The sequence below is a fragment of the Pseudomonas chlororaphis subsp. piscium genome (assembly GCF_003850345.1).
In the GTDB taxonomy this organism is placed as follows: Bacteria; Pseudomonadota; Gammaproteobacteria; order Pseudomonadales; family Pseudomonadaceae; genus Aquipseudomonas; species Aquipseudomonas piscium.
In genome coordinates, this window is record NZ_CP027707.1 from 5,155,761 (window position 1) to 5,169,400 (window position 13,640).

Consider the following 13,640-nt stretch of genomic DNA (forward strand, 5'->3'; position numbering starts at 1 on the left):
ATCCAACAAACGTGCGCGCCCATAATACCCAGTCGACCTGGTCATCGTGTTGGAGCGAGAAAAATTGCTGGCCGACTGGCCGCATCGTTCAAGGACTGCCTTGAATCGACTTGCTCATACCCAATGAACCGGGATAGCTACCCTTCAGCCAAACCGGTGGTGCTTGTTCTGTTATATCAAACTGTACAAGCACACCAGCATGCGACTACCACCAACCTCAACCTCTCGAAATGGTTGAACACGTTTGGGAATGTCAAGATGACTATTGCGTTACTGGATTGCCTGATAAACCACTGCCACACTGCCGAAACGGGCAACGAGCACTATCGCCGACAACACAGCAGTTTGATTGATACACAAATGAACTGCCAGCTGCACAGTCATACTTTACCAGTGCTTAGCTGGAGTAACATACAACTAAAATTAGCCGAAGGTAACCCCATGTTACTTTATGTACTACCTTTTCCAGACCGCTCACAAGGGAAGGTAAATTGAGCAAGCTACCTGAGTGCAATATGCTACTGTATCTAGCTTGAATCATAAGGACTTGCACTATATCAGAAGACATATATCCGTAATATTTCAGCCATCAGCCAAGCATCTAGAACTCCTTAAGACCTTCTCCATCCGACTCATACTTTCCGAAATAAAATCCGCAACGATGCAATACCAAAACCTGCAATGCCCCCCAAAAGAAAACCTATCAATATGATCATCGTTTTTTGAGGCTTAATGGGTCTAGCAGCCGGCTTTATAACGCCATCCATTCGATATACCTCAACATCGCTAGGGCTGAACTCCATTAGCGACATGTAAAAGTTATAGCGAGCCTCGTGCTCTCTCAAGGAATCTGTAAATGGATCTTGAGATGCTCGCTTCTCAAGGTTACCAATCTCAGCCCTTAGCGCCTTAGCACCTCGCATATAGAGCTCCTGCCCCACTCCTTCTTTTTGCATTTCAAGTAGAATCCCGCCCGTCATAGCAGGTGAGACCTCAAGCCCTATTTTCTCTGCAACAATAAGAGCTTCGCGCAACTGAGCAATAGAATCCTCTCGCTTTTTCTCAGCACTTTCACGCAACACTGAAATTTGCTGCCTGACATCTCGAGCACGCACCTCAGCCTCTCGAGTAATATTTTTTATTATTTCCACCTTGGCAGACTTAGCCGCTCCAACCACATACTCCCTCAACCAAAGCGCTATCTTATCCGGATCAGTACCTTGAATAGCGACCTGATAGCGGTCAGACCCGCGACTGGACACCGCCACTGTCAGCATCTTAACGAGATCAGCATACAACGCCTCTTCTGAGCGCTCCCGCTCCCCACCATCCAATCCCGGCAAGTACACCTCATTAAAAAAAGCCTGTAGCCGAGACTCAGACTGTAAATTAATGAGAAATACAGAGTAAATATCTTTTACAGAAAAAGCAGACAACCCCATCTCATTAATTCGACCATAATTAAAATTCGAAATCTCACTTTGAGTTGGCGGAGCCACATAAATCTTTGACTCATATATTGGCTTAACAAGAAAGGCATAACACAAAGCAATCAAAGTTACGAAAATCGTAACACTCACAATCAGCCACTTCTGCAACCATAGAGTACCAAACAGTACCCGCAGATCCACCTCATCATCAGTCACAGGCGAACTAGAATTACTCGACATAACGATTAGTTCCATTTTAATTATAGATTTTCCCCACCCACCTCATTAACAACAAATACTCCAGACACCTCCCTCCCACGCAAAATAAACCCAACTTAATGCTATCACCATGCAGCCACCACTTAAAACCTAATCAATCATAAGCCAAATAAAAGCTCAGCCATCTACTGCTTTTTCAAGTACAACAGGTAAATATATAAGTGCGACCATTAACATTACTCCCCCACACAAAAATCTCGATCCGATTACTGATTGCCAGGCACCGGCCATTTACCCAAGTGTAGCCTTGATGGCCAATTCCCGCTCCCTGGATGAGGGCAACCCTTGATGGGTGACAATTCGTTCGATCAACTCCGGCTTCTGTATATTTTCTCCCTATGTTTCAATAAGTTATACAATCCCTTCAAAGACTTAGCATGCACGAAGAATTTTGAACAGCCCAAGCATTGACTTGTCTCCACCTTGCGAAAACACCACAAACGACGGCATTCAGCAGCAAGTAGAACAAAAACCCCGCGACAATTTGACCTCCCACCACGTCATCCTACTAGCGGCATATGACAAGCATGGTACGAGTGAGGTAACCCGCAGGATTCCAGCCAAAGGGATAATCCCCCTCTTCATCCTTGGCATCACTCGACCTAGTAATGACCTTATAGCCACCCCCCTTGCATTCACGCTCAGCGCGCTTGTAGCACTTGTCCCATCCAGCCCCAAGACCGGAGCAATCAATCTCGATGCCGCTGACACCACGGACCGCATGGACCTTTGAATTGGTCGTACAGCCCACCAAAACTAAAACCGCGAAAAACACGATGAGATCTTTCATCTACTTCCTTATGCCGGGCAAATGCCTTACCTTCATTCAGCCCAGGTAAGCCTAGCCCTGAATAGGTTATTGATCCGCTTAAGAAAACAGACACCCAATTGACCTTGTTGGTTTCCCTCTCTTGATGGATACAGGCCAAGCCCCAAATCGCAGACACAAAAAAGGGCGACCGAAGTCGCCCTTTTTCTATGGTCTGACAGAACTTAGTTCTGCTTTTCCATCTGTGCACGCAGCAGGTCGCCCAGAGTGGTAGGACCAGCAGCGATATCCGAAGCAGCTGGCTTGTCGCGCAGGCTCTGGATAGCTTCTTTCTCGTCTTCAACGTCTTTCGACTTGATCGAGAGCTGGATTACACGGCTCTTACGGTCAACGCTGATGATCTTGGCTTCTACTTCTTCGCCTTCTTTCAGGACGTTACGAGCATCTTCGATGCGGTCACGGCTGATTTCGGAGGCTTTCAGAGTAGCTTCGATATCGTTGGCCAGGGTGATGATGGCGCCTTTGGCGTCAACTTCTTTTACAACACCCTTAACGATTGCACCCTTGTCGTTCTCTTGAACGTACTCGGAGAACGGATCGCTTTCCAGTTGCTTGATACCCAGGGAGATGCGCTCACGCTCTGGGTCAACCGACAGGATAACGGTGTCCAGCTCGTCGCCCTTCTTGAAGCGACGTACGGCTTCTTCGCCCACTTCGTTCCAGGAGATGTCGGACAGGTGAACCAGACCGTCGATGCCACCGTCCAGACCAATGAAGATACCGAAATCGGTGATCGACTTGATGGTGCCGGAGATTTTATCGCCCTTGTTGAACTGGCCAGAGAAATCTTCCCATGGGTTAGATTTGCACTGCTTGATACCCAGGGAGATACGACGACGCTCTTCGTCGATGTCCAGAACCATAACTTCCACTTCGTCGCCGACTTGTACGACTTTCGAAGGATGGATGTTCTTGTTGGTCCAGTCCATTTCCGAAACGTGCACCAGACCTTCAACGCCTTCTTCCAGCTCAGCGAAGCAGCCGTAGTCGGTCAGGTTGGTTACACGAGCGGTAACGCGAGTGCTTTCTGGGTAACGGGCTTTGATAGCAACCCATGGATCTTCGCCCAGTTGCTTCAGGCCCAGGGAAACACGATTGCGCTCGCGATCGTACTTCAGAACCTTGACATCGATCTCGTCGCCAACGTTGACGATTTCGGAAGGATGCTTGATGCGCTTCCAAGCCATGTCGGTAATGTGCAGCAGGCCATCGACGCCACCCAGATCGACGAATGCGCCGTAATCGGTGAGGTTTTTGACGATACCTTTGACTTGCTGACCTTCCTGCAGGGATTCCAGCAGAGCTTCACGCTCAGCGGAGTTCTCGGCTTCGAGGACGCTACGGCGGGAAACGACAACGTTGTTGCGCTTCTGGTCGAGTTTGATGACTTTAAACTCGAGCTCTTTGCCTTCCAAGTGCGTGGTGTCGCGCACTGGACGGACGTCAACCAGAGAACCTGGCAGGAACGCACGGATGCCGTTAACGTCGACAGTGAAGCCGCCTTTAACCTTACCGTTGATAACGCCCTTGACCACTTCTTCGGCTGCGAAGGCTGCTTCCAGAACGATCCAGCATTCAGCGCGCTTGGCTTTTTCACGGGACAGCTTGGTTTCGCCAAAGCCGTCTTCAACCGAATCCAGAGCAACGTGAACTTCATCACCAACATTGATGGACAGTTCGCCAGCATCGTTGTAGAACTGCTCAAGCGGGATCAGCGCTTCAGACTTCAGACCAGCGTGAACGGTTACCCAACGCGCTTGGTAGTCGATGTCGACGATAACACCGGTGATGATGGAGCCTGCCTGAAGGTTCAGGGTTTTTAGGCTTTCTTCAAAGAGTTCCGCAAAGCTTTCGCTCATTTTAATTCCTGTTGATAAGGGCGAAGAATACGCCCATCTGCCACATCCCAGACAATGTGGGTTACGTTCATATTAAAGAAGGACCGCAGGACTATGACTGGTCCCCTGCGCTCCTCCTTGGTCACCCGGCGATATCGCGAATGGCGATTTCGCTCAGGATGCGTTCCAGCACCTGCTCGATGGACAACTCCGTGGAATCCAGCTGTACAGCGTCAACCGCCGGTTTGAGCGGGGCGACTGCTCGCTGGGTGTCACGCTCATCGCGCGCACGAATCTCATCTAGCAGACTCGACAGACTAACACCATCGACTTTTCCCTTCAACTGCAAGTAACGGCGACGCGCACGCTCCTCGGCACTTGCAGTGAGGAATATCTTCAGGGGCGCATCGGGAAATACCACTGTCCCCATGTCGCGCCCATCGGCCACCAGCCCCGGCGGCTCCTGAAAAGCCCGCTGACGCTGCAACAGTGCATCTCGCACGGCCGGCAGCGCCGCAACCTGGGAGGCCCAGGCGCCAACCTGCTCGTTGCGCAAATCATCGGTGACGTCATCACCTTCCAGAATGATTCGCTGCGGATGACCTTCGGTCGCTCCGACGAACTGCACATCCAGATGAGCCGCCAACAGCTTCAGCGACTCCTCGTTGGTCAGGTCGACACCATGATTGCGTGCGGCAAAAGCCAGCAGGCGATACAAGGCGCCGGAATCCAGCAGACACCACCCCAGGCGCTTGGCCAGAATCCCGGCAATAGTGCCCTTGCCCGAGCCACTTGGCCCATCGATGGTGATGACTGGCGCCTTGATGTTCACGACTGAGCCTCTTGCGCAACGCGAATACCGACCTGCGCGCACAACGCGAGGAAGTTCGGGAAGGACGTGGCAACGTTGGCGCAGTCATGGATGCGGATTGGCGCATTGGCGCGCAATGAAGCGACGCTGAAGGCCATGGCGATACGGTGGTCGCCATGCCCGTGCACTTCGCCACCGCCAATCTGGCTGCCGTCAATGATGATACCGTCCGGAGTCGGTTCGCACTTGACGCCCAGGGCCAGCAAACCGTCAGCCATCACTTGAATGCGGTCGGACTCCTTGACCCGCAGCTCTTCGGCACCACGCAGCACGGTACGCCCTTCGGCACAGGCCGCGGCAACGAACAGCACCGGGAATTCGTCGATCGCCAGCGGGACCAGCTCTTCGGGAATCTCGATACCTTTGAGCTTCGCTGCGCGAACACGCAGGTCCGCCACCGGCTCGCCGCCGACTTCACGCTGGTTTTCCAGGCTGATATCAGCCCCCATCAGGCGCAGGATATCGATTACCCCGGTGCGAGTCGGGTTGATGCCAACGTGCTCGAGCACCAGCTCGGAACCTTCGGCGATGGACGCAGCCACCAGGAAGAAGGCCGCCGAGGAGATATCCGCAGGCACCTCGATATGGGTCGCCTGCAGCTTGCCACCAGACTCGACCGAGGCCGTGGCGCCTTCGACCGCTACCGAGTAACCGAAACCTCGCAGCATGCGCTCGGTGTGATCGCGGGTTGGCGCAGGCTCGGTCACCGTAGTCTTGCCCTCGGCGTACAGGCCAGCCAACAGCAGGCAGGACTTAACCTGGGCACTGGCCATTGGCATGGTGTAAGTCAGGCCCTTGAGCTTGTGACCACCACGGATGGTCATCGGCGGACGCCCTTCCGCGGCGGTTTCAATCACTGCTCCCATCTCACGCAGCGGATTGGCTACGCGATTCATCGGACGCTTGGACAGCGAGGCATCGCCCGTCAGCACACTATCGAAACTCTGCGCAGCCAGCAGGCCGGACAGCAGACGCATCGAGGTGCCGGAGTTGCCCAGGTAGATCGGCCCCGGAGCCGGCTTCAGGCCATGCAGGCCAACGCCATGGATGGTCACACGACCATGGTGCGGGCCTTCGATCACCACGCCCATGTCACGGAAAGCCTGCAGCGTCGCCAGGGCGTCTTCACCCTCGAGGAAGCCTTCGACTTCGGTAGTACCTTCGGCCAGAGAGCCGAGCATGATCGAACGGTGAGAAATCGACTTGTCGCCCGGTACACGAATCCGCCCAGTCAGGCGGCCACCAGGATTTGCCAGGAAAATCAGGTTATTGGAGTTCATAGCGTCCACATAGGCCCGACGGGCCAGGATTTTACTGAAATGCTCGCGAGCAACCCGGGCGCGAGTGAATACGCCCAACAACTGGTGCCCATCCCCTGCATCGACCGCGTCGCGCAGGGCGTCGAGGTCGTTGCGAAATGTATCGAGTGTGCGCAGGACAGCTTCGCGATTGGCGAGAAAGATGTCGTGCCACATGACCGGATCGCTGCCGGCGATTCTCGTGAAATCACGGAAACCGCCCGCAGCGTAGCGGAAGATGTCCAGATTTTCACTGCGCTTGGCCAACGAATCGACCAGACCGAACGCCAGTAAATGCGGCAGGTGGCTGGTTGCCGCCAGCACTTCATCGTGGCGCTCGACCTGCATGTACTCGACATCGGCCCCCAACTCTCGCCAAAGTTTGTCGACCACCGCCAGCGCTGCCGGGTCGGTCTGTTCCAGCGGCGTCAGAATCACCTTGTGGCGACGGAACAGCTGCTCATTGGAAGCTTCCACCCCGCTCTGCTCGGAGCCGGCAATCGGATGCCCCGGGACGAAGCGCGGCGGCATGCCGCCAAAAGCCTCGGTCGCCGCTCGCACCACATTGCCCTTGGCGCTGCCAACATCGGTCAGGATCGCCTGCCCCAGATCCATGCCGGCCAGAATCGCCAGCAGCTTTTCCATGGCCAGGATCGGTACCGCCAGCTGGATCACGTCAGCACCCTGGCACGCCAGCGCCAGGTCTTCTTCACAGCGATCCACCACGCCCAGCTCAACGGCCAGCTTGCGCGATTGCGGATCGAGATCGACGCCGACCACCTCGCGGCATACGCCACTTGCACGCAGGCCCTTGGCAAAGGAACCGCCGATCAACCCCAGACCGACCACCACCAGGCGACCGATCATAGGCACCGCAGGTTGCACTGGAATGACATCAACCACGAGCCAGAACCTTGGCCAAAGCCTCGAGGAAACGGCTGTTCTCAGCCGGCAGACCGATGGTCACGCGCAGGTGATTCGGCATGCCGTAGTTGGCCACCGGACGCACGATCACCCCTTCACGCAACAAGCCCTGGAACACCGGCGCAGCAACCCGCCCGACGTCCACGGCGATGAAGTTGCCCCTGGAAAGGATCCAGCTCAGGCCCAGCTCCCGGAAGCCGGCTTCCAGCTGCTGCATGCCAGCCTCATTCAGGCGACGGCTCTCGGCCAGGTAATCGGCATCCTGCAGCGCCGCACACGCCGCTGCCAGGGCTAGACTGTTGACGTTGAATGGCTGGCGAACGCGATTGAGCACGTTGGCAACGGTCGGAGTCGACAAGCCATAACCCACGCGCAGCGCCGCCAGGCCGTAGGCCTTGGAAAAGGTTCGCGAAACCAGCAGGTTCGGATAGGCCGCCAGGAAATCCAGGCCATCCGGCAGGTCGCTGCCTTCGGCATATTCGATGTAAGCCTCGTCCAACACCACCAGCACATGCGCTGGTACGTCCTGAAGGAACTCGTCCAGTGCCTCGGCGCTGAACCAGGTACCGGTCGGATTGTTCGGGTTGGCGATAAAAACCACCCGGGTATCGGCATCGATGGCCTGCAGCATGGCCGGCAGGTCATGCCCCCAGTCCTTGGCCGGAACCACACGGGCTTCGGCACCCACGGCCTGGGTAACGATCGGATAGACCGCAAAGGCGTGCTCGCTGAACACCGCATTCAGGCCAGGTGCCAGATAGGCACGGGCGACCAGTTCCAGAATGTCGTTGGAACCATTGCCCAGGGTGACCTGCGCCAGCTCGACGCCGCAGCGCTCGGCCAGCAGGGTCTTGAGCGCAAAACCATTGCCATCCGGATAACGGGTCAGCTCGGCCAGCTCTTCGCGAATCGCCGCCAGCGCCTTGGGACTGGCGCCCAGCGGGTTTTCGTTGCTCGCCAGCTTGACGATTTTCGCCGGATCGATATCCAGCTCGCGTGCCAGTTCATCCACGGGCTTGCCCGGAACGTAAGGCGAAAGTTGTTGCACGCCTGGCTGCGCCAGAGCGAGGAAGTCGCCACTCATTGTTAAAGCCTCAGAGAACCGCTTTCGGGTAGGAACCCAGCACCTTGAGTGCCACTGCTTCCTGACTGATCTTTTCCAGCACACCCCTGATCAATGGATCGCGGTGGTGGCCGACGAAGTCGATGAAGAACACATAGGTCCACTTGCCGCTACGCGAAGGCCGGGTTTCGATACGCGTCAGATCGATGCCGTTGTCATGGAAGGGCACCAGCAGCTCATGTAGAGCGCCGGGCTTGTTGCTCATGGAAACGATAATCGAGGTCTTGTCGTCGCCGGTCGGCGGCACTTCCTGGTTGCCGATCATCAGGAAGCGCGTGGAGTTGTCCGGGCGATCCTCGATTTTCTCGGCCAGGCGGGTCAGGCCATACAGGCTCGCCGCCATGTCGCCGGCGATAGCCGCCGAGTTCCACTCGCCCTTGACCCGCTTGGCCGCTTCGGCGTTGCTGGAAACCGCAACCCGCTCGACATTCGGATAATGGGCATCCAGCCACTTGCGGCACTGCGCCAGGGACTGAGCATGGGAGTAGATGCGGCTGATGCTGTCGGTCTTGGTGTTTTCACCGACCAGCAGATGATGGTGGATACGCAGCTCGACCTCGCCGCAGATCACCATGTCGTGCTCCAGGAAACTGTCGAGGGTATGGTTGACCGCACCCTCGGTGGAGTTTTCCACAGGCACCACGCCAAAGTTCACCGCACCCGCCGCCACTTCACGGAACACTTCGTCGATCGCCGCCATCGGCTTGCTGATTACCGCGTGACCGAAGTGCTTCATGGCCGCAGCCTGGGTGAAGGTGCCTTCCGGACCAAGGTAAGCCACTTTCAGCGGCTGCTCGAGCGCCAGGCAGGACGACATGATTTCACGGAACAGCCGCGCCATCTCTTCGTTACCCAACGGCCCCTGGTTGCGCTCCATCACCCGCTTGAGCACCTGAGCTTCACGCTCAGGACGATAGAACACCGGCACTTCGCCTTCGGCCAGCGAGGCCATCTTTACTCGCGCGACTTCCTGGGCGCAGCGCGCACGCTCACTGATCAACTCCAGGACTTTCTCGTCCAGAGCGTCAATGCGCAGGCGCAGTGCCTTGAGTTCTTGCTCAGACATTAGCCGTGTTCCTTCTCGAACTCTGCCATGTACGCCACCAGCGCATTGACCGCATTGATGTCGACGGCGTTGTAGATGGAGGCGCGCATGCCGCCCACCGAACGGTGCCCCTTGAGGTTCAACAGGCCACGCGCGTCGGCACCGGCCAGGAATGGCTTGTCCAGACGGTCATCGGCCAGGCGGAACGGCACGTTCATCCACGAGCGGTCCGACTTGTTGATCGGGTTGCTGTACAGGCCGCTGGCATCGATGAAGTCATACAGGGTGCGCTGCTTGACGTCATTGAGCTTGGCGATGGCTTCCACCCCACCCTGCTCCTTGAGCCACTCGAACACCAGGCCGGACAGGTACCAGGCCAAGGTCGGCGGAGTGTTGTACATCGAGCCGTTGTCCGCCGCGACCTTGTAGTCGAGCATGGTCGGGCACAGCGCGCGCGCGCGACCCAGCAGGTCCTCGCGAACGATATTGACCAGGATGCCGCTCGGGCCGATGTTTTTCTGCGCACCGGCATAGATCATGCCGAAACGGGAGATATCCACAGGGCGCGAGAGGATGTCGGAAGACATGTCAGCCACCAGCGGAACGTCACCGGTTTCCGGGATCCACTGGAATTCCAGGCCGCCGATGGTTTCGTTCGGCGCGTAATGCACGTAGGCCGCGTCGTTCGACAGCTGCCATTCGTTCTGACCAGGAATGGCGAAGTAATCGTAAGGCTTGGCGGTAGCAGCCACATTGACATGGCCGTAGCGCGAGGCTTCTTCAATGGCCTTCTGCGACCAGATACCGGTGTCGATGTAGTCGGCAGTGCCATTTTCCGGCAGCAGGTTCAGTGGAATCTGAGCAAATTGCTGGCTGGCGCCGCCTTGCAGAAACAGCACTTTATAGTTCGAGGGGATATTCAGCAGATCACGCAGATCCTGCTCGGCCTTGGTGGCAATGGAGACAAACTCATCGCTGCGATGGCTCATCTCCATGACCGACAGGCCCTTGCCATGCCAATCCAGCAATTCGGCCTGGGCACGCAACAGGACAGCTTCAGGTAGCGCAGCGGGACCTGCGCAGAAGTTATAGGCTCGTTTGCTCACATCCACTCTCGCTATGCATTCACGGTAGCGGACAGAGCAAACACTCTGCCCTGCTACGATTTATTTAGTCTTGCGACTCTTCTTCGCCTGCGGCGTCAGCCTGCTGGCCTTCGACGGCATCATCCGAGTCGGTCGCCGCATCCAGCACGGCGCCCTCGAGCACCTCGCCATCTTCGTCTTCCAATTCGTCGCCTTCGACTTCAGACGGCTCCTGAACCCGCTCCAGGCCTACCAGCGTTTCGTCGTTGGCCAGCTTGATCAAGGTCACGCCCTGGGTGTTACGGCCCAGGCTGGACACTTCGTCGACCCGGGTGCGCACCAGGGTGCCCTGGTCGGAAATCAGCATGATTTCCTCGCCGTCGAGCACCTGAACCGCGCCGACCAGACGGCCGTTACGCTCGTTGCTGACCATGGCGATAACGCCCTGACCGCCACGCTTGTACTCAGGGAACTCGGTGATCGCCGTACGCTTGCCATAACCACGCGCCGAAGCGGTGAGGATCTGGCTGCCTTCTTCCGGGATCAGCATGGAGATCAGCTTCTGCCCTTCCGGCAGGCGCATGCCGCGCACACCGCGGGCGGTACGGCCCATGGCACGAACGTCGGACTCCTTGAAGCGAGTCACCTTGCCACCATCGGAGAACAGCATGACTTCGCGCTCGCCATCGGTGATCGCGGCGGAAATCAGTACATCGCCCTCGTCCAGTTCCAGCGCGATCAGACCGACGCTGCGCTGACGGCTGAAGGATTCCAGCGGGGTCTTCTTCACGGTGCCGTTGGCGGTTGCCATGAAGATGTAGTGACCTTCGGTGTATTCCTCGACCGGCAGCATGGTGGTGATGTACTCACCGTCATCCAGCGGCAGCAGGTTGACCAGCGGACGGCCGCGGGCGGCACGGGAAGCTTCTGGAATTTCGTAGGTTTTCAGCCAGTAGACCTTACCCTTGCTGGAGAACAGCAACAGCGTGGTGTGACTGTTGGCCACCAGCAGGTGAGCGATGTAGTCCTCATCCTTGACGCCGGTCGCCGACTTGCCTTTACCGCCACGACGCTGGGCCTGGTACGCAGCCAGCGGCTGGGTCTTGGCATAACCGCCGTGGGAAATGGTCACGACGCGTTCTTCTTCCGGAATCATGTCGCCCAGGGTCAGGTCGAGACGGGCATCGAGGATCTCGGTGCGACGCACATCGCCGTATTCGGCGCGAATCACTTCCAGTTCTTCGCGGATCACTTCCATCAGGCGCGTGGCGCTGTTGAGGATGCGGATCAGCTCGCCGATCTGGTTGAGGATCTCCTGGTACTCGGCCAGCAGTTTTTCATGCTCGAGGCCGGTCAGGCGGTGCAGACGCAGTTCCAGAATGGCCTGTGCCTGCTCTGGCGACAGGAAGTACTTGCCGTCGCGCAGACCGTATTGCGGATCGAGGTTCTCCGGACGGCAGGAATCCGCACCGGCGCGCTCGACCATGGTCATCACCGCGCTGGATTCCCAAGGCGTGCTGACCAGCGCTTCCTTGGCTTCCGACGGGGTCGGCGAAGCCTTGATCAGGGCGATGACCGGGTCGATGTTCGACAGGGCAACGGCCTGGCCTTCGAGAATGTGACCACGTTCACGGGCTTTGCGCAGTTCGAACACGGTGCGGCGGGTCACCACTTCACGACGGTGGCGCACGAAGGCTTCCAGCAGGTCCTTCAGGTTGAGGATCCGCGGACGACCGTCGATCAGCGCAACGATGTTGATACCGAACACGCTCTGCAGCTGGGTCTGGGCGTAGAGGTTGTTGAGGATCACCTCCGGCACTTCGCCACGACGCAGCTCGATCACCACGCGCATACCGTCCTTGTCGGACTCGTCGCGCAGTTCGGTGATGCCTTCGAGTTTTTTCTCCTTGACCAGCTCGGCGATCTTCTCGATCAGACGTGCCTTGTTCAGCTGGTAAGGCAGCTCGGTGATGACGATCTGCTGGCGACCACCGACCTTGTCGATGTCCTCGATGATCGAGCGGGCACGCATGTAAATGCGCCCGCGACCGGTACGGTAGGCTTCGATGATACCTTCGCGACCGTTGATGATCGCCGCGGTCGGGAAGTCCGGGCCCGGGATGTGCTGCATCAGCTCATCGACGGTCAGCTCCGGGTTGTCGATCAGCGCCAGGCAACCGTCGATGACTTCACCGAGGTTGTGCGGCGGAATATTGGTCGCCATGCCCACGGCGATACCGCTGGAACCGTTGACCAGCAGGTTGGGGATCTTGGTCGGCATGACCGCGGGGATCAGTTCGGTACCGTCGTAGTTCGGCACCCAGTCCACGGTTTCCTTGTGCAGGTCGGCCAGCAGCTCGTGCGCCAGCTTGGTCATGCGCACTTCGGTGTATCGCATGGCCGCCGCGTTGTCGCCGTCGACCGAACCGAAGTTACCCTGGCCGTCTACCAGCAGGTAGCGCAGGGAGAATGGTTGGGCCATACGAACGATGGTGTCGTACACCGCGGTATCACCGTGCGGGTGATACTTACCGATCACGTCACCGACAACACGGGCAGATTTCTTGTACGGCTTGTTCCAGTCGTTACCGAGCTCGCTCATCGCGTACAGCACACGCCGGTGCACGGGCTTCAAGCCATCGCGCGCATCAGGCAGTGCCCGCCCGACGATTACGCTCATCGCGTAGTCGAGATAGGACTGTTTCAGCTCGTCTTCGATATTGACCGGGAGGATTTCTTTGGCCAGTTCGCCCATGAGAAGCCTGATTCCTTTTTCTGGTGAAACTTCGTCACATCCATATGGGACGAACGAAGCTCGCCGCTGCAGGCCTAGTGCCATGCACCGACTTACGACAAATCAACAAGTTATGCCATGGATTTGCGCAGTGAAGGCAGTCACTTCGGACCACCTTGGAAAC

Annotated in this window: 10 protein-coding genes and 1 pseudogene; 1 reads left to right on the forward strand and 10 read right to left on the reverse strand. The window is 57.2% G+C overall.

Going from position 1 to position 13,640, the window contains the following annotated elements; genetic code table 11:
• Positions 1–123 precede the first annotated feature (123 nt).
• Positions 124–495 carry an ATP-binding protein gene (locus C4K38_RS32990; RefSeq protein WP_414860359.1) on the forward strand — a complete coding sequence of 124 codons (372 nt, stop codon included), beginning with the start codon at positions 124–126 and terminating at the stop codon, positions 493–495.
• A 137-nt stretch (positions 496–632) separates the two neighbouring features.
• Here C4K38_RS32990 and C4K38_RS23085 read toward each other — a convergent pair whose 3' ends face one another.
• The 10 genes and pseudogenes from C4K38_RS23085 to gyrA form a co-directional block, all read right to left on the reverse strand.
• Positions 633–1,670, reverse strand: a complete 1,038-nt coding sequence (locus C4K38_RS23085) for an LPS O-antigen chain length determinant protein WzzB (protein ID WP_164487022.1) — start codon at positions 1,668–1,670, stop codon at positions 633–635.
• A 217-nt stretch (positions 1,671–1,887) separates the two neighbouring features.
• Positions 1,888–2,036: pseudogene (locus C4K38_RS32995) on the reverse strand (HU family DNA-binding protein); the annotation flags it as partial.
• Positions 2,037–2,217: 181 nt separating this feature from the next.
• A complete protein-coding gene (locus C4K38_RS23095; protein ID WP_053280353.1) occupies positions 2,218–2,499 on the reverse strand; it encodes a hypothetical protein in 282 nt (93 codons plus the stop codon).
• Positions 2,500–2,702: 203 nt separating this feature from the next.
• On the reverse strand, positions 2,703–4,397 hold the full coding sequence (rpsA, locus tag C4K38_RS23100; protein ID WP_007931318.1) for a 30S ribosomal protein S1: 1,695 nt from the start codon (positions 4,395–4,397) through the stop codon (positions 2,703–2,705).
• A 121-nt stretch (positions 4,398–4,518) separates the two neighbouring features.
• Positions 4,519–5,208, reverse strand: a complete 690-nt coding sequence (gene cmk / locus C4K38_RS23105) for a (d)CMP kinase (RefSeq protein ID WP_053280354.1) — start codon at positions 5,206–5,208, stop codon at positions 4,519–4,521.
• Entirely contained in the window at positions 5,205–7,412 is a 2,208-nt protein-coding gene (locus tag C4K38_RS23110; protein ID WP_053280355.1) for a bifunctional prephenate dehydrogenase/3-phosphoshikimate 1-carboxyvinyltransferase, read from the reverse strand. The genes cmk and C4K38_RS23110 overlap by 4 nt, the downstream gene beginning before the upstream one ends.
• A gap of 28 nt (positions 7,413–7,440) precedes the next feature.
• Positions 7,441–8,553 (reverse strand): histidinol-phosphate transaminase, encoded by a 1,113-nt coding sequence (gene hisC / locus C4K38_RS23115; protein ID WP_053280356.1) that lies wholly within the window; start codon positions 8,551–8,553, stop codon positions 7,441–7,443.
• Positions 8,554–8,563: 10 nt separating this feature from the next.
• Positions 8,564–9,658 (reverse strand): prephenate dehydratase, encoded by a 1,095-nt coding sequence (pheA, locus tag C4K38_RS23120; protein ID WP_053280357.1) that lies wholly within the window; start codon positions 9,656–9,658, stop codon positions 8,564–8,566.
• Positions 9,658–10,743 carry a 3-phosphoserine/phosphohydroxythreonine transaminase gene (gene serC / locus C4K38_RS23125; RefSeq protein ID WP_053280553.1) on the reverse strand — a complete coding sequence of 362 codons (1,086 nt, stop codon included), beginning with the start codon at positions 10,741–10,743 and terminating at the stop codon, positions 9,658–9,660. The genes pheA and serC overlap by 1 nt, the downstream gene beginning before the upstream one ends.
• A 64-nt stretch (positions 10,744–10,807) precedes the next feature.
• Entirely contained in the window at positions 10,808–13,477 is a 2,670-nt protein-coding gene (gyrA, locus tag C4K38_RS23130; protein ID WP_009050168.1) for a DNA gyrase subunit A, read from the reverse strand.
• Positions 13,478–13,640 lie beyond the last annotated feature (163 nt).

Coding starts and splice junctions, on each gene's coding strand:
- C4K38_RS23110 (WP_053280355.1), bottom strand. CDS start 7,412: ATGATCGGTCGCCTGGTGGTGGTCGGTCTGGGGTTGATCGGCGGTTCC.
- C4K38_RS23095 (WP_053280353.1), bottom strand. CDS start 2,499: ATGAAAGATCTCATCGTGTTTTTCGCGGTTTTAGTTTTGGTGGGCTGT.
- hisC (WP_053280356.1), bottom strand. CDS start 8,553: ATGAGTGGCGACTTCCTCGCTCTGGCGCAGCCAGGCGTGCAACAACTT.
- C4K38_RS23085 (WP_164487022.1), bottom strand. CDS start 1,670: ATGTCGAGTAATTCTAGTTCGCCTGTGACTGATGATGAGGTGGATCTG.
- pheA (WP_053280357.1), bottom strand. CDS start 9,658: ATGTCTGAGCAAGAACTCAAGGCACTGCGCCTGCGCATTGACGCTCTG.
- rpsA (WP_007931318.1), bottom strand. CDS start 4,397: ATGAGCGAAAGCTTTGCGGAACTCTTTGAAGAAAGCCTAAAAACCCTG.
- gyrA (WP_009050168.1), bottom strand. CDS start 13,477: ATGGGCGAACTGGCCAAAGAAATCCTCCCGGTCAATATCGAAGACGAG.
- C4K38_RS32990 (WP_414860359.1), top strand. CDS start 124: ATGAACCGGGATAGCTACCCTTCAGCCAAACCGGTGGTGCTTGTTCTG.